The 17713-nt window shown below is 43.2% G+C and carries 15 protein-coding genes; 12 read left to right on the forward strand and 3 right to left on the reverse strand.

Translation table 11 applies throughout. The features are described from left to right. Positions 1-69: 69 nt before the first annotated feature. From panB to R2B72_RS14520, 10 genes are all read left to right on the forward strand, one after another. The gene (gene panB, locus R2B72_RS14475) at positions 70-915 is read left to right on the forward strand and encodes a 3-methyl-2-oxobutanoate hydroxymethyltransferase (RefSeq protein WP_318617366.1); all 846 of its coding nucleotides are present in this window, start codon (positions 70-72) and stop codon (positions 913-915) included. 1 nt (position 916) lies between these two features. Continuing rightward, positions 917-1774 (forward strand): pantoate--beta-alanine ligase, encoded by an 858-nt coding sequence (gene panC, locus R2B72_RS14480; protein WP_318617368.1) that lies wholly within the window; start codon positions 917-919, stop codon positions 1772-1774. 5 nt (positions 1775-1779) lie between these two features. Further along, positions 1780-2163: an aspartate 1-decarboxylase gene (gene panD / locus R2B72_RS14485; protein ID WP_318617369.1), complete on the forward strand. Its 384-nt coding sequence runs from the start codon at positions 1780-1782 to the stop codon at positions 2161-2163. A 309-nt stretch (positions 2164-2472) separates the two neighbouring features. Beyond that, the gene (dinG, locus tag R2B72_RS14490) at positions 2473-5250 is read left to right on the forward strand and encodes an ATP-dependent DNA helicase DinG (RefSeq protein WP_318617370.1); all 2778 of its coding nucleotides are present in this window, start codon (positions 2473-2475) and stop codon (positions 5248-5250) included. A gap of 63 nt (positions 5251-5313) precedes the next feature. Next, a complete protein-coding gene (locus R2B72_RS14495; protein ID WP_318617371.1) occupies positions 5314-5793 on the forward strand; it encodes a DUF5590 domain-containing protein in 480 nt (159 codons plus the stop codon). A gap of 13 nt (positions 5794-5806) precedes the next feature. Next, positions 5807-7000, forward strand: a complete 1194-nt coding sequence (locus tag R2B72_RS14500; protein WP_318617372.1) for a pyridoxal phosphate-dependent aminotransferase — start codon at positions 5807-5809, stop codon at positions 6998-7000. Between the two features lie 31 nt (positions 7001-7031). Next, positions 7032-8327: an asparagine--tRNA ligase gene (asnS, locus tag R2B72_RS14505; RefSeq protein ID WP_318617373.1), complete on the forward strand. Its 1296-nt coding sequence runs from the start codon at positions 7032-7034 to the stop codon at positions 8325-8327. Between the two features lie 206 nt (positions 8328-8533). Beyond that, positions 8534-9247: a DnaD domain-containing protein gene (locus R2B72_RS14510; RefSeq protein ID WP_318617374.1), complete on the forward strand. Its 714-nt coding sequence runs from the start codon at positions 8534-8536 to the stop codon at positions 9245-9247. Between the two features lie 12 nt (positions 9248-9259). Beyond that, a complete protein-coding gene (gene nth / locus R2B72_RS14515; RefSeq protein ID WP_318617375.1) occupies positions 9260-9913 on the forward strand; it encodes an endonuclease III in 654 nt (217 codons plus the stop codon). After that, on the forward strand, positions 9903-10250 hold the full coding sequence (locus tag R2B72_RS14520) for a YpoC family protein (protein ID WP_318617376.1): 348 nt from the start codon (positions 9903-9905) through the stop codon (positions 10248-10250). Before nth ends, R2B72_RS14520 begins: the two co-directional genes overlap by 11 nt. A gap of 51 nt (positions 10251-10301) precedes the next feature. Here the strand turns inward: R2B72_RS14520 and R2B72_RS14525 are convergent, their stop codons facing one another. The 3 genes from R2B72_RS14525 to R2B72_RS14535 form a co-directional block, all read right to left on the reverse strand. Continuing rightward, complete coding sequence (locus R2B72_RS14525) at positions 10302-12965, reverse strand: PBP1A family penicillin-binding protein (RefSeq protein WP_318617377.1); 2664 nt, start codon at positions 12963-12965, stop codon at positions 10302-10304. Positions 12966-12980: 15 nt separating this feature from the next. Continuing rightward, positions 12981-13586 carry a Holliday junction resolvase RecU gene (gene recU, locus R2B72_RS14530; protein WP_318617378.1) on the reverse strand — a complete coding sequence of 202 codons (606 nt, stop codon included), beginning with the start codon at positions 13584-13586 and terminating at the stop codon, positions 12981-12983. Between the two features lie 537 nt (positions 13587-14123). Beyond that, complete coding sequence (locus R2B72_RS14535) at positions 14124-14972, reverse strand: DegV family protein (RefSeq protein WP_318617379.1); 849 nt, start codon at positions 14970-14972, stop codon at positions 14124-14126. 376 nt (positions 14973-15348) lie between these two features. Between R2B72_RS14535 and R2B72_RS14540 the strand changes: the two genes are divergently transcribed. Then, the gene (locus R2B72_RS14540; protein ID WP_318617381.1) at positions 15349-15720 is read left to right on the forward strand and encodes a YppE family protein; all 372 of its coding nucleotides are present in this window, start codon (positions 15349-15351) and stop codon (positions 15718-15720) included. After that, on the forward strand, positions 15717-17713 hold a 1997-nt coding region (locus R2B72_RS14545; protein ID WP_318617383.1), incomplete at its 3' end, for a DEAD/DEAH box helicase. The genes R2B72_RS14540 and R2B72_RS14545, both read left to right, overlap by 4 nt.

Raw genomic sequence — 17713 nt, forward strand, 5'->3', positions numbered from 1 at the left:
TTCTGTCCATTTTTGGACAAAAGGGTTTTTTATAGTCGGTTTTCTCCCGAGGAAGGGAGCACAAGTAAAATGAAAAGCACACTGGATTTTATCAACATGAAAAAAGAGGGCGAGAAAATCGTCATGCTGACGGCTTATGATTATCCATCTGCCAAAATTGCGGAGGAAGCGGGGGTAGATGTCCTGCTCGTTGGCGATTCGCTTGGTATGGTTGTTCTAGGCTATGATTCGACAGTTTCTGTGACGGTGGATGATATGATTCATCACGGAAAAGCTGTAACAAGAGGGGCGAAGGATACGTTTACGGTCGTAGATATGCCATTCGGTTCCTATCATGGTTCCGACGATAGAACGCTTGCGACGGCTGTTCGCATGTTCCAACAGACGGGTGCACAGGCGTTGAAAGTGGAAGGTGCAGGGAAAGTGATTGATACGATTCGTCTGCTGACGGGCGTTGGCATTCCAGTCGTTGGACATCTTGGCTTACTTCCCCAATCGGCGGCAGTTGTCGGAGGCTATAAAGTGCAGGGCAAGACAGCGGAAGCGGCACATCAACTCATTGAAGATGCGCGCGCAACTGAAGCGGCTGGTGCTTGTATGATTGTGTTGGAATGTATTCCATATCAGCTGGCGGACGAAGTTTCAGCTGCGGTATCTATTCCGGTCATTGGAATTGGTGCGGGTGCTGGAACAGACGGACAAGTACTCGTTTTCCATGATACTGTCACATATGGTAGTCACCGCGTTCCAAAATTCGTCGAAGCATTTGCGGACGTTGGAACAGTCATTGGTGAAGGAATCGGCAAGTATGTCAAGGCTGTAAAAGAACAATCATTTCCCGCAGAGCATCACCGTTTCACGATGAAAGAAGAAGAGCTGGTGGCGTTGTACGGCGGTGAAAAGGGTGGCGAATGATGTGAAGGAACTAACAATCGTTCATACGATTCAAGAATTACAGGAATTGCTTAATGGTCATCGCCGGCAAGGGTTAACAGTTGGTTACGTCCCGACAATGGGCTTTTTACATGAAGGACATTTATCGTTGGTGGAACAGGCCCGACAACATAATGATCTTGTTGTTATGAGTATTTTTGTCAATCCAGCGCAGTTTGGGCCAGGGGAAGATTTTGAAGCGTACCCTCGTGATGCACAGCGTGATGCAGGTCTGGCAGCTGAAGCAGGCGTTGATATTCTCTTTATGCCATCAGCGGAAGAAATGTATCCACAAGAAGGCGGCATCCGGATTTTACCAGGGGCTCAAGCAGCCGAACTTTGTGGGGCATCCAGACCAGGTCATTTCGATGGTGTGTTGAAAGTCGTCTTGAAGTTGTTTAACATCGTTGACCCAGATCGCTCGTATTTTGGGATGAAAGATGCTCAACAGCTAGCGATTATTGAGACGTTTGTCCGTGATTTTAATCTAAGAACCGCAATTGTCCGCGTGCCAACAGTTCGTGAGCAGGATGGCTTGGCGAAAAGTTCTAGAAATGTTCATTTAACTGAACTGGAGCGCATGGAAGCACCAGCAATTCAACGGGCACTTCAAAAAGGTGCGTTGTTAGTTGCTGAAGGTGCGAAGGTGAAAGATATTGAGCAACAAGTGGCAGATGCTATTGTCAAAAATAGCTCTGGCAGTATTGACTATGTGTCATTACTTGCCTATCCGGCATTAACTAGGGACATCGACAACACAAATGAAGTAATCATTGCTTGCGCTGTGAAATTTAGCAAAACACGATTGATTGATAATATTATTATTCCACTAAAAGGATGAGTGTTATGTTCAGAATGATGATGAATAGTAAATTGCACCGTGCAACTGTCACGGAAGCAGACTTAAATTATGTTGGAAGTATTACCATTGACAGTGATTTGTTGGATGCTGCGGGTATGTTGCCGAATGAGAAAGTCCATGTCGTCAATAACAATAACGGCGCACGTTTTGAGACGTATATTATTGCTGGAGAGCGTGGCAGTGGTGTCATCTGTGTCAACGGCGCGGCGGCAAGACTTGTTCAGCGTGGAGATGTTGTCATTATCCTGTCGTATGTCTATATGACGAACGAAGAGGCGCAAACGCATGAGCCAACCGTTTTGATTATGGATGAAAAAAATGGCGTGAAAGAAGTCATTAAAGAAAAACAAGGGATGACGTGTTCATAATACCCTATTTACGGCACTCCTATGGAATCGATACACGATGATTTCATAGGGGCTTTTTTGTTTTTCACCAGCTGAAATGTGATACAATTTACCTTAGTATGTTAAGGTCATTCAGCGGGTAAAGAAAGCCCGCTGAATGACGTTAACGCCTACGGCAGATGCCACAGATTTTTTAAGGCGAGGAAAGGCAACTTAAGTTCGCTGCGTCCTGCGGCGACAGTTGCATACCTGCATCCTGCAGGCACAAGCTCGATAAAAATCTGGGCCAAATACGCCGAGGCGTATTTGATTAAGAAAGTTGATGATTAAGTGGACAACAAAACGTATGCAGTTGTTGATCTTGAAACGACTGGTCATTCACCGGTCAAAGGAGACCGGATTATTCAGCTGGCAATTGTGTTTATTACAAATGGGGAAATTGGCGATACGTATGTCCGTTTTGTTAATCCCGGACAAAAAATTCCTGCTTTCATCCGTCAGTTGACGGGGATTGCGGATGAAGACGTAGCAGATGCACCGTATTTTGAGGAAATTGCCGAGGAAGTAGCCCGTTTGTTAGAAGGTACGGTATTCATTGCCCATAATACAGATTTTGATTTGTCCTTCTTGCAAAGTGAGTTCAATAGATGTGGCATTCGTAAATGGGTGGGCAAAAAAATGGATACAGTTGAACTGTCAAAGATCATGTATCCCTCTGCTGCAAGCTATCGATTGCAGGATATTGCGGAAGATTTAGGCATATCACTGGCATCTGCTCACCGCGCAGATGACGATGCAGCGGCTACTGCCAAGCTGTTTTTGGCTTGTATGGAAAAAATGAGTAGTTTGCCAGAAGATACCCTAAATCTGCTACATCGTCGATCATTTCGTTTGAAATCGGATCTATCAACACTTTTTTACACAGCGTTAAAGCAAGCGCGGACATCCAGAAGGGAACAGGGATTTTCAGCTTTCCGTGGAATTCCGTACCGCGTGATTCCTGTAACAATCGCTAATCATTTTGAGACGCCCGCATATCCAATTGATGAGCAAGAGAAAACGGTTTTATTGACAAAAGCATTTCCAGCATTTGAACGCAGAGAATCCCAGTTTGGCTTCATGGATACGGTGTGGGGCGCACTGTCGAACCAGTCTGAAATGATTGCTGAAGTTCCGACTGGAATCGGTAAGACGGCTGCCTATTTGTTGCCAGCAGCCATCCATTCCATTGCAACAGGGAAACCTGTCGTGATTAGTACATTTACCAACCATCTTGCCGATAAAATTAGGGACGAAGAATTGAGTAAGATCAGTATCATGCTCGGATCTACTGTCACGGCAACTGTCTTAAAAGGTAGGGAGCAGTACATTTCACTTGGTAAATTTGAAGAACTCCAGCGCATTACCGATGAGTCGTATGATGAAACATTTTCCATTATGCAAATTCTTGTCTGGCTAACGGAAACGGTGACAGGTGATTTGGAGGAATTGAATGTTTCGGGTGGGGGACAGTTGTTTATCGACCGTATTCGAAAGCGTTCCAACATACTCGCCCCTGATGAGCAAGTGGCTGACTATCACTACAAGTTGCTGAAGACGTGCGGACAATCTAATATCATTATTACCAACCATGCGATGCTGCTGTCCGACTTAAATCGTGAGCAACTCATTTTTAATTCACTAGCGGGGCTCGTAGTTGATGAAGCCCATCAATTCGTGCAAACAGCGTCTCGATTAAATGAAACCGTATTTTCTTATACCAATTGGAAGTATGTTATGGGGCAAATGGGTTCCGACGCAACCGGACAATTATTACATCAGGTAAATAATCTTAATAAACGAAGTGGTATGGTCGGCCGATTACAAGGGAAAGACCAATTGGATGAAGCATTTATCAAATTTACTGCTTTGTTTGATCGAGCTATAGGAGTGCTCACTGCCTTTCATCCGCCTCGTCAAAAACAACAAGGCAATCGAGTCGTTTATCCCCTTGATAAATTAGCAGACGGCAAGAGTCATTTTTCAAAAGTGGCGGAAGCGATGGCGGCTTATATTAGTAAAGCCGAATCATTTACCAATGGGTTATCGAACCAACTGGATAATTTAACACGCAAAGAGCAAGCCATTGTCGCAGAATGGGATTTTTGGGTTCGTGAAATGACCATTAAGGCCGGCGAATGGGTGGAGATTTTTCTGGATAATGATTCGGAAGACTACACAGTTTGGATGGAAAAAGATCAGCGTAGCATCCCGGGAAGTTTGACAGTTATCAAGCGTTCGCTCGATAGCTCGCCTATGATTCGGGCGTTTATCGACAGACTAAAAGAGGAAAAGACAGGGATTGTTTGGACATCGGGGACGTTAGCCATTCAAGACAATGAGCGTTTCATTGCTAGACAGCTTGGTATTGATGATTCCATTCCGCTCCTAACGTTTGACGCACCCGCGCATTTCTATGAAGGGGCAGAAATATTTATAGTCGATAATATGCCAGACATTCAGCAGGTTGCGCAGTCAGACTATATTGAAGCAGTTGCAGATGCTGTCGTTCAGACGGTACTCGCAACGGGGGGCAGGCTGTTCGTGCTATTTACTTCACAGGATATGTTGCGGAAAACCTATGATTTGATTACGGAAAGTGAGCAATTAGAAGACTATGCACTTTTTGCACAGGGTATTAGCTCGGGCAGTCGCATTCGATTATTGAAGTCTTTTAGGCAGTTTAATAATTCGGTTCTTTTTGGCACGAATAGTTTTTGGGAAGGCGTGGATGTACCTGGGGAAGCCTTATCCGCAGTTATCGTCGTCAGACTACCGTTTACATCACCAGATGAACCGGTATTTAAAGCTAAAGCGGCTAAGTTAACAGCTATCGGTGTGAATCCATTCAACGAGTTTGCTTTACCCGAAGCTGTTATGCGTTTGCGACAAGGGTTTGGTCGACTAATTCGTTCTTCAGCTGACAAAGGTTTTTTCATTATTTTGGATCGACGGATTGAAACAAAGTCTTATGGTCAGCGTTTTCTAGCGTCGTTACCCAATGTACCTGTGAAAAAAGTATCGCTCGAACATATGGTGAATGAACTCGAAAATTGGTATACTAAATAGGTGTAACATAGAGTACTTGATGTGGAAAAAAACGTCTTTTGGACGTACAGGACGTGGAGCAGTATGGTAAATTGGATTAAATTCATCGTCGTTTTCCTGTTAGCGTTAACCGCAGTCATTACGGTTACAGTTTTGTACAATGCTGGTAAGCCTCCTTCAGTAGCCAATAAGACGGCTATCGAAACTGTGCTGAAGTCGGGGCAGCTTGTTTCCGTAGATTCTGCCGAATCCTTCAATGGTACAGTTCCGATGGTCACGGTATTTGGTGTAGACGCGGAGGGAGAGGAAAAAGCTGTTTTTGTTGGTGGGCAAACGGAAGGTGACTTCGAGGAAGTGAAGTTGGCAGATGGCATCTCGGCAGAAAAAGCTGTTGCAAACGTTAAAGAGGAACTGCAAGTGAAAAAAGTCCTTCATGTCACGCTTGGACTTGAAGCGGAAGGACCAGTTTGGGAAGTTGCATTTACAAGCGACAATGGCAAATTGAATTACGTTTATGTGTTTTTCGAAAATGGGCAATGGTGGAAACGAATTTTAAACCTATAAGGGAGCGATACAGTTGACGAAACGATTAGCATCTAGGGTGAATACACTTTCACCATCCACAACGCTTGCCATTACGGCGAAAGCGAAAGAAATGAAAGAATCTGGCATTGACGTAATCGGTCTCGGTGCGGGAGAGCCAGATTACAACACACCAGATAATATCATTGAAGCGGCTTATAGGTCCCTGAAAGAAGGAAAAACGAAGTATACGCCGGCTGGCGGACTACCAGCACTCAAGGATGCTATTATTGACAAATTGCAAAACGATCAAAATCTAAGCTATGCACGCAACGAAATTATGGTTGGAATTGGTGCAAAACACGTCTTATACACGATGTTCCAAGTCATGCTTGATCCGGGCGATGAAGTGATTATTCCAACGCCTTATTGGGTTAGCTATCCCGAACAGGTCAAGTTGGCGGGCGGAGTACCTGTACATATTGAAGGGACTGCAGCAGCTCAGTTTAAAGTAACTGCGGACCAAATTCGTGAGGCAATTACGAGCAAAACAAAAGCAATTATTATTAATTCTCCTGGAAATCCGACAGGGATGATTTACTCAAAAGAGGAATTGCAACAAATCGCTGAGGTTTGCCAAGAGAAGGATATTTGGATCGTATCAGATGAAATTTATGAGAAATTGATTTATGGTGAAGAGAAGCATCATTCCATTGCGCAAGTTTCTGATGATGCGAAACAACGGACACTGATTATTAATGGTGTGTCGAAATCACATTCGATGACGGGCTGGCGGATTGGCTACATTGCAGGAAATGCAGAAATGGTTAAAGCAATGACGGACCTTGCCAGTCATTCGACATCTAATCCGACGACAACATCGCAATATGCAACGATTGAAGCTTATAATGGACCACAGGATACTGTTGAAACTATGCGCAAAGATTTTGAATCACGGTTGGACCGAGTGTATCCGCAATTATGTGCCATCCCTGGATTTAATGTCATTAAGCCACAGGGCGCTTTTTATCTATTGCCAGAAGTTTCAGAAGCCATTGCGAAAACTGGTTTTGCCAATGTGGACGATTTTGCCGCTGCATTACTGACACAAGCCAATGTGGCTGTTATTCCAGGATCGGGTTTCGGTTCTCCAGGCACGATTCGTCTATCTTATGCAACATCTATTGATTTGCTAGAAGAAGCGATTCGTCGCATTCATGCATTTGTAGAAGCAAATTGGAAAGAATAACAATAGAGAACATTAACTTTCGGAGGTACCTATGAAAACAATTATGATACATGAAATGCCAAACCACGCAGGCGAAACAGTGCGTATCGGTGGATGGCTTGCTAATAAACGTTCAAGCGGAAAAATCGCTTTTCTACAATTACGAGATGGTTCAGGATTTGTCCAAGGTGTTGTTGTCAAAGAAGAAGTCGGCGAAGACATCTTTGCGAAAGCAAAATCGATTACACAAGAAAGTTCACTTTATATTACTGCTGAAATAACGGTCGATGAGCGTTCATCATTCGGTTATGAGCTACAAGTGAAAGACATTGAAGTCATCCATGAAGCAGTAGATTATCCAATTACACCTAAAGAACACGGTACAGAATTTTTAATGGATCACCGCCATTTATGGCTACGTTCACGCAAGCAGCATGCCATTATGAAAATTCGTGACGAAGTTATTCGTGCAACATATGAGTTTTTCCATATGAATGGCTTTGTCAAAGTCGATCCACCTATTTTGACAGGTTCTTCACCAGAAGGGACATCTGAGCTGTTCAAAACGAAGTATTTCGATGAGGACGCATTTCTATCTCAATCAGGTCAGCTCTACATGGAAGCTGCGGCAATGGCACTTGGAAAAGTGTTCTCATTCGGCCCGACATTCCGTGCAGAAAAATCGAAAACTCGTCGTCACTTAATCGAGTTTTGGATGATTGAGCCAGAAATGGCATTTATTGAATTCGAGGAGAGCTTGGAAGTACAGGAGCAATATGTCACGCATGTTGTTCAATCTGTTTTGCAAAACTGCTCAATAGAGTTGGAAAGATTAGGTCGTGATTTGTCTAAGCTTGAAAAAATTCAAGCACCATTCCCACGTATTTCGTATGATGATGCTATCAAATTCCTTAATGACAATGGCTTCAACGACATTGCATGGGGAGATGACTTCGGAGCTCCACATGAAACAGCGATTGCCGAAAGCTATGATATGCCGGTATTCATTACACATTACCCAATTGGCATTAAGCCATTCTATATGCAGCCACATCCGGACCGCGATGACGTTGTTCTGTGTGCGGATATGATTGCGCCAGAAGGCTATGGTGAAATTATTGGTGGTTCAGAACGTGTCTATGACTATGAGTTGATGAAACAACGTATTAAAGAGCATAATCTGGATGAATCTGCTTACGCTTGGTACTTAGACCTTTGTAAATACGGTGCTGTGCCACACTCTGGTTTTGGACTTGGCCTTGAGCGTACAGTTGCATGGATTTCTGGTGCAGAACACGTACGTGAAACGATTCCATTCCCACGTTTGTTGAACAGATTGTACCCTTAACTTGAATCAGCAGAACCCTTGCTGATTCAAGTTAAGGGGCCTCCGGCGGATGTCACAAATTTTGAAGGGAGCGGGAAGGCAACCTAAGTTCGCCGCGTCCTGCGGCAATGGTTGCATACCCACATCCTGTGGGCACGCAAGCGCAATTCAAAATTTGGACGCAATTACGCCGAGGCGTAATTGATTAATAGAGAGGAGTTCGGACAATGCAACACGAAGAACGGCTCCGGATTTGGATTGAGCAGGGGAATGTAACTATTCCCCAGCTTTTTTTTCAGCATTATAAAAGCCTTGGCATACAGGATTTAGATGCGATGTTAATCATGCATATGACGGCTTACGCATCCGTAGGGAATCATTTTCCGACCCCTACTGATTTTGCTAGCCGAATGCATTTAACTGAAAACGAAGTGTCAATGATTTTACAACGTTTGATGCAACATGGTTTTCTCCAAATTAGCCAAAACGAAGATCAACATGGTGTATTGCACGAGACATTCTCTTTGCAATCTTTATGGAATCGATTGCTTGACCATATTGCGGTTGTGGCAAATGAGGCTGAAAAAAAGAGCCAGCAGAATGCAGAAGGTGAAATATTTTCGTTATTTGAACAAGAATTTGGCCGCTTTTTATCTCCAATGGAATGTGAATCCATTACGATGTGGCTGGATGAAGATGGACATTCTGTTGAAGTCATTCGTGCAGCATTGAAAGAAGCGGTTCTGGCACAAAAAATTAGTCTTCGCTATATTGATCGTATTCTTTTTGAATGGAAAAAGAAAAATGTCAGGACGATGTCTGATGTTGAAAGACAAACGAAGTCGTTTAGGACTGTTGGTATTCGTCCAACACAGCAGCAACAAAAGACCGTTTCAGTCAAACGTGTCCCTTTCTATAATTGGTTAGAAGAACGAGATTAGGAGGGGGAGTACATGCTAACCAAAAAACAATGGGAAGTTTGCCTTGAGCAATTTGGCATCATGTTCCCAGATGCACATTGCGAGCTTGTCCATGATAATCCTTTTGAATTGACAATAGCGACGCTACTATCTGCCCAATGTACGGATGTTCTCGTCAACCGGGTGACAGCGGAGTTATTTAAAAAATATAAAACGCCAGAGGATTACCTGGCGGTTGATATCGAGGAGTTACAGACGGATATTCGTTCGATTGGACTCTTTCGTAATAAGGCAAAAAACATTCAAGCATTGAGTCAAATGCTCATTGATCAGTTTGACGGGGAAGTACCCGCCAATCGGGATGTGATGATGACGTTGCCAGGCGTTGGCCGAAAAACGGCAAACGTTGTCGTATCGAATGCATTTGGCATACCAGCCATTGCCATTGATACACATTTAGAACGTGTAGCGAAGCGACTCGGTATGAATACATGGAAAGATTCTGTGCTAGCTGTTGAAGAAAAGATTATGCGTTGGACACCCATTGAAAAATGGACAGATACGCATCATCAAATTATTTTTTTCGGAAGATACCACTGCAAAGCACAAAATCCTGGGTGCAATGTTTGCCCGCTTCTGCCATTATGCAGGGAAGGGAAGAAGAGGATGAAAGCCGATGCCAAGTGATAAAAATCGATTTGATAAAGAGTTATTCACACCTTATTTTGACCAATGGCAACTAGTGCGTGACGAAATTGAAGCCTGTTATGAACAGAAAGATCGGCGAGCTGTCGAGCTGATGAAGACTGCGATTGACAATTATAGTGAATTGCTCGAACTTGGTGGAACTGCTTTTGATGAACGTACAGGGAAAGCCATTTTTGTTTTACTGCCGTTAAACGGGGTAGAGCGTTTTGAATTTATCAAAGATAAAATTTCCAGTCATTATGCATTTGTTCAACTAGATGCGCTTGTTACAGAGACAAGAAAGAAAGTAGCAAGACTCGCGATACAGAACAAATAAACAAAAGCCCCTCCAGATAAATGCTATCTGGAGGGGCTTTTGGGTCAAGTATTAAGGAGTGCCATCATCAGTGGTTCCATCATTGCTGCTTCCGCTTGTATCAGTTCCGGTGCCATCATTACCCGATGTACCATCGTCTGGAGGAGTACCAACACCACTCGTGCCATCTCCGTTATTGCCATTGTTTCCATTGTTGTCGTTGTTGTTATTTCCACCGTTATTATTGTTGCCATTATTCCCGTTATTTCCATTATTGCCGTCAGTCTCGCCGCCCCAATTGCCATCATCGGGATTCCAAGACTCGTCTTCATCTGGAATAACCTCTGGAACTTCTTCAATCACTTGTTCAATTTGAAGTGATGTAGTTGCCGGGGGACTTTCCAGTTCACCAAGTTTAGCAACAACGGAGAACGCATAGGCTCTACCAGGTTCAACGCCTGGGAATGTCAGAGACAACTCCTGTGTCGTAGTCATTTCCTGCATTTCGCCACCGTCAACACCTGCAAAGACTGTAAACTCGGTAATGCCCTTGAGTATATCAGTATCTGGTGCGTTGTGAGCCCAACTCAATGTAATGGAGTTGGTGTCAATATCGTATTGGGCTGTTAAACCATTCGGTGACTCGAGCTCAATCACTACTTCTTCAGCCATTTCCGTCGGTGTAGTCCCTCTCACGAATAATTCCGTACGTTTCAACCTATCAGGCGTTGTCTTGCTAGCGAGAACGAGGGGATTCGAGCCGTATTCGATTGTCGCCTCTTCGACCGAGTTAGGCTTTTTGAATCGTGCAGTATTTTTGCCAGACGAAATATCACTCATTACCATTTTGAAAAGATTTTGAGGCACATATCTACCTTTGTCATATGTTTTAATAGGTGTTGTGTATTTTTCATAACCACCCCAGACAGAAATTGTATAATCCGTCGTATAGCCTGTAAACCATGAGTCAGGAACGTCAGTGTTTTTCATACCGTTTTTCTTAATAATTTCAGATGGGTAGTTGGTTGTACCCGTTTTTCCTGCGATATCTAATCCGGATACATTGGCTCTCTGACCTGAGCCAGCTGTCATGACATCGCGTAGGATATCCGTCACCATATAGGCTGTTGAATCTTTCATAGCCATGACGGAATCTGGCACCTTATTGTGCACAGATTTACCATCTCTAAAGATAATTTTCTGAATGGCATGTGGTTTTGTATAAATCCCATCATTGCCAAATGCTGCATAGGCACCAGCCATTTGAACAGTAGAGAAATCATATTCTCCGCCACCAAGCGCGTTGGACGAATTCAGCTTATCGTATGGAAGCCCTAGGTCTCTTGCAAAGTTTCCTGCTTTTTGGGTACCAACTTCTTCAAATATCTTTATTGCAGGGATATTACGAGATTTGTATAGGGCATCTCGAATCGTCATGGCTCCTAAGTACTTGCCGTCAACGTTACGGATGGGTTGTTTAGTTCCTTTATAGTTGTATGGCTCGTCTACAGTCGTATAACCGGTAGACCAACTAAAGTGCTCGATTGCTGGCCCGTAGGAAAGAATCGGCTTGATAGTGGAACCTGGTTGACGCTTCTGATCGGATGCGAAGTTCCAATCGAGTCCTGAATAATTTCGACCTCCACCGACTGCAACAATGGCACCTGTTTTCGTATCGACGACTGTCATAGCGGCTTGCATGTCATCCGATTCAAATAAGTCGGATGTGCTTAACGCATTTTCAACCGATTGTTGGGCTGATGGGTCTAGTGACGTTTGAATTTTCACACCTTCAGAAAGTAAGTGTGTCATGTTGGCTTCTTCCAATTCAGCTAAAACAAGATCGACATAGGCGGGATATTTTGTTTTGCTAACCTGTCTTTTATCCTCAGAAAGCAGGGTCGAAGTGATGGGGATGAGCTTCGCTGCTTCCATTTCCTCTTTTGTAATCTTTTTATGCTGATACATGAGACCCAAAACAATATTACGACGTTTTTCAGCCCGCTCTGGATTTTTATAAGGGTTGTAGCCGTTTGGACTTTGTGGCGTACCCGCTAATAAAGCAATTTCATGTAATTCAAGTTCATTTATACTTTTACCGTAAATCTCTTTGGAGGCTGTTCCAATTCCATAAATGTTGCCACCCATTAGGATTTTGTTGAAGTACATTTCAAATATTTCTTCTTTGCTATACTTTCGTTCAAGTTGGAAGGCAAGCCAAGCTTCTTGTGCTTTTCTTTTTAAAGTTTTTTCATCCTTCAAGAAAGAGTTTTTAATCACTTGTTGCGTGAGGGTACTTGCTCCTTGAGAACCAAATCCACTCTTGAAGTTGGCGAGGACTGCACCGCCCAGTCGCCAGAAGTCCATTCCGTGGTGGGAAAAGAAACGTACGTCTTCAGTTGCTAAAATAGCATCTTTGACGGATTCAGGAATGTCCTTATATGCGACGAATTCACGCTTTTCAGCACCAGATTTCATAAAGACATCGCCGTTAACATCTAGCAATTCAGACGATAGAGGGTCTTTCAAAAGACTCTCATCGAGGTCCGGAGCAGAACTTGCGTAAAAGGCAAATAATCCAGCCCCACCAATTAGTCCGGCTAAGCCAATTAGCACAAGCGCAAGAAAGATTTTCTTAATGATGTTTTTTGCACCTTTTGGCTTGTTACTTTTCTTTTTACTACGTTCAGCTTCGATTTTTTTTCTTCCCGTTCTTGACTTTATATTATCACTCATATTTCTCCCTACCTTTCAATCGCTTACTATAATGGAAGACATGGCTTGTAAATAATCAAGTCTGGGATTGAAACCGGGTGAAATTTCCACGGCCACTTCCTCAAACTCTGCCAATGTCATTGATTTTCTTCCGCCCGTCTTCATTCTTTCCCAATAATTCTCGAAACTATCATAAGAGATGATGAAATAGCGGTCAAGTGTAGTGAATTTGATGATGAAAAAAACAATTCCCGCTTGCTCTGACACACTTTTCATATGCTCGACCTGATGCTCATGAATATTTTGCAATGGGAAAGACGTTACGCTTTTGGTTTCCTTTGCTTCAAAATCAATGTACTTGCCCTGCCATACGCCGTTGAAATCTGTTGTAGACGGTGTCCTGAAATAAGCTTCGGTAATGACAGCAGCACTTCTAGCAGGATACTTGACGTTGACGATTTGAACGGGCACGGGCTTTTTATGGATGACAGCGATGCCGCGGCTCAAGTAGAACTCATTCGTGTCATTCAATTCATCTTCTAATGACTTTCCCCGGTTGCTGAATGACAGATCAATTTTTTTCGGCAAGCTACTCTTCTGAACGGCTACATATTTCTTACCGTTCGGATAGCGTATTGTCATAGGTACCACCTCGCATCTCACTATCATACCATAATAATTGGACGAATAAGGGGTTCGAAAGTTTCAAAAAGGATGTGTATCCCCGCAATAATCCTCTGTACTTTACAATAATCTCGCAACACCTTGTCCCAGCCGTTTAAAACAAAGTCCTGTACCCAAAATCCCTGAAACCCTTGTCACTACTCTCTTTCTTCAATCTCGAACGTAAAGAACTTCTTTTTAAACCGAGAAAAACGTGAACAAAAAGCGTGAGAAAAGCAGTGAAAAGTGGTCAAAACGTGAACAAAAATGTGTGAAAATGAGGGAAAGGTATGGGGACTTTATTATAAAGAAACGCCAAGAATGCGGGTTGGGGTGGGGTGAAGGTGCAGGGGTATTTTTTAAATGGACAGATGAACAAGGCTGTGCTACGTTCGATAAAGTCGAAGGCATTCATCAACCAAAATGAAGCTGAATTTTTTTAGAAGGGTCCCTAAACAGTCCGTCAAAAACAGCCATCCTCTTTAAGGATGGCTGATGGTGTATGAAAATATTATCTTAGTACCTGACCCAGCTCAACCCAGTTGTCCCTTCGCCTGCATGGACACCAACGCACACACTTAGAGGAAGTACTTGAATTTTTAAGTTTGGAAATTCCTGCAATAGTTCGTCTTTCCATGTACTCGCGTCATTCGTGTTATTGCAGTGAATGACTGCGATTTCCGGAATGCTGCCTTTTTGCATGTCATTGCGTAGTAAATCAGTTATATTTTTTTTAGCTCGTTTATAAGCCCGCACTTTTTCTTTCATCACTGGCTTACCATCCTTAAATGTAATGATCACTTTGATGTTTAGTAAATTGCTTAAAAATGCTTGTGTGCCGGAGACGCGACCACTTTTATGTAGCTGTTTTAAATTGACGGGGATAAATGCTAGTTGGGTATTTGCGGTCATCTTTTTGATAGAAGTCACTACTTCTTCCACAGTATGACCTTGTTCAATCAGTTCACTACCAATCTCAATCATTTTAACCATCGGGTAGGAACCAATTTTTGAATCGATAGGATAGACCTTGAAGTCTACCATCTGTGCAGCCGATTGTGAACTGTCAAACGTACCCGACATGCCACTAGACACATGCAAAGCAATAGCGCAGTCATAGCCTTCTTGGTGTAACTTTTCATATAAAGCTACCATTTCACCAATGGCAGGTTGAGAAGTTTTAGGTGGCGTTTGTGTCACATTCAATTTGTAATAAAACTCGTCCTGCGTCAAATCAATGCCTTCCCTAAAAACGCCATCTTCAAATACGACGCTTAACGGTAAAATATGTACGTTGTGTTTTTGGATAAAAGCCTCGTCTAGCTGCGCAGCGGAATCTGTAATCCAAGCAATTTTCTTCGTCATAATCAAACGACTCCCTCTATGATGCTTATTTTAGCGTTGTCACTAGCGTTCTATTATCGCTAATGTACACCACCCATGAAAAGAGCACTAGTGTTAATTGTCATATAAAGTCGAAATTTCGCTGATGATGACTTAATTTGAACATAACTTGAGTCAGCGGAAGTGCAAAACCTCCGCTGGTTCAAGTTTGCCTCCGGCGGATGTCACAAATTTTGAGGGGAGTTAATTGCGCGAGCGCAATTCAAAATTTGGACGCAATTACGCCAAGGCGTAATTGATCTTGTGCCAAGAACAAGGAATATACGTTCTTGCCGAGATGGTGCATCTCAGTCATTTCTGCTAAAATAAAAGAAACGTCCGGAAAGGGTGTATATTATTGAATCTACAACAAAAAACTGAGAGATTACTTGCAGTTTGCAGAGAATGTTTCGAACGTCATGCACAAATGAGGGAACTCAATCGAGAACCTGATTTTTTTATAGAAGTAAAACCATATGCCGATCAATACCACACATTATTGGATGAATGGACGGGAGAAGTGTCCGAATTTATTAAGACAGAGAAGCCGAAATATGTTCATCCTGTTCAAATTGAATCGTTAAATGATTCGATGAAGCAGTTTATTGTCCAGTCCTTCTATCAGAAGACAGGAAAAAAACGTTTCGTGTTATCGATCAATTCGGCGGAATATACGTTTAAGACGATTTTGGATGCGATTGAAGTGGCGGACAAGGAGAAGAGAACATGATAAAGCAGCCGGCTATTCACGAAGTGCTCGAAAAACTGCGCCAGGATCCCGATTTTTCAACAAATGTTGCCCATTATAAAACGATTGCAGGCAAAGAGGCAGTTTACGCAGATTTTCCGGTCAAGCTTCATCCGTCGATTATTAAAGCACTAGCATCCAAAGGGATTCATCAATTATACAGCCACCAACGGGAAGCATTTGAATTGGCTACCGCAGGGGAGTCGTTCACGGCGGTTACACCGACAGCTTCTGGAAAATCACTCTGTTATCATCTACCTGTCATGCAAAGTATTTTAGAGGATGCGTCATCACGAGCGATTTATTTATTCCCAACAAAAGCACTGGCGCAAGATCAGCTAGCGGACCTTCATGAATTAATTGAAGCGAGCGAGGAAACGATTCTCAGTTATACCTATGATGGGGATACAGCGCCAGGGCTACGGTCCAAAGTAAGAAAATCTGGTAATATCGTATTGACGAACCCGGATATGCTGCATTCTGGTATTTTGCCGCACCATACGAAATGGGTATCATTATTTGAGAATCTGAAATATATCATTATTGATGAATTACATACGTATAAGGGTGTGTTTGGCAGTCATGTGGCTCATGTACTGCGTAGGCTACAACGAATCTGTCGTTATTATGGTAGTGATCCTGTGTTCATTTGCACATCGGCAACCATCGCCAATCCACGTGAGCTTTCGGAGTCGCTGACCAATACGGAAATGCATTTGATTGCCAACAACGGTGCTCCTGCGGGGAAAAAGCATTTTATATTTTATAATCCTCCAGTTATTCATCCAACATTTGGTATTCGAAGAAGTGCGGTGCTGGAAGTACGTGATGTCGCGGCTTTGCTATATCGTGAAGGCATTCAGACGATTATTTTTGCGAAAAGTAGAGTGAGAGTTGAAATGCTCGTCACTTATATGAAGGAACTAACGAAGAAAAAATTATTCGATGAAACCGTGATGGGCTATCGAGGAGGTTACTTACCTTCGGAACGGCGAAAAATTGAAAAAGGACTGCGCGAGGGAACGATTCGCACGGTTGTCAGTACGAATGCATTGGAACTCGGCATTGATATCGGGCAATTGCAGGCGTGTATTATGACGGGTTACCCTGGAAATATTGCGAGTGCTTTTCAACAAGCGGGGCGCGCAGGTAGAAGACAGGAAGAAGCATTGATTATTTACGTCGCCCAATCTGTCGCGCTCGATCAGTACATTATCGAACATCCCGATTATTTGTTGGGCCAATCACCTGAAGAAGCGCGCATTCACCCAGAGAATATGTTTATTTTAATGGATCATCTGAAATGCGCTTCATTCGAATTACCTTTTTCATCGACTGAAACATACGGTGAATTCGAGGTGCAAGACTTACTCGCTTTCCTGGAAAGTGAAGGCGTCCTCGTCAAGACGACGGACAAATGGCATTGGATGACGGAACGTTTTCCGGCAAGTGAAGTAAGCCTACGTTCCGCATCACAGGAAAACGTCGTCATTATCGATAAAACCCATCCAAAAGCAACTAGAGTCATTGGTGAGATGGATCGTTTCAGTGCGATGACGCTACTTCACGAAGAAGCCATCTATATTCATCAAGGCACGCAATTCCAAGTCGAGATCCTCGATTGGGATGAAAAGAAAGCGTACGTCACCGAAGTAGATGTTGATTACTTTACCGATGCTAATCTTGCGGTGGAATTAAAAGTGATGAATGAAGACCAAGTGAAGTCATTTGGACAACGCGAGGCGGCTTACGGTGATATTGCTGTGCTTGCTATTCCAACTATTTTCAAAAAAATCCGTTTCGATACTCATGATAATATCGGCTCTGGCCCCATATCTTTGCCAGCAGAAGAATTGCATACATCGTCTACCTGGTACACCTTTGATATACCAGAAGGATGGACAGGTGCTGGCTTAACGGATGCGATGACGGGTGCAGCGTATGCGATTCAGTCATTTATCCCACTCTTTGTGCG

The sequence above is a fragment of the Sporosarcina sp. YIM B06819 genome (assembly GCF_033485175.1).
In the GTDB taxonomy this organism is placed as follows: domain Bacteria; phylum Bacillota; class Bacilli; order Bacillales_A; family Planococcaceae; genus Sporosarcina.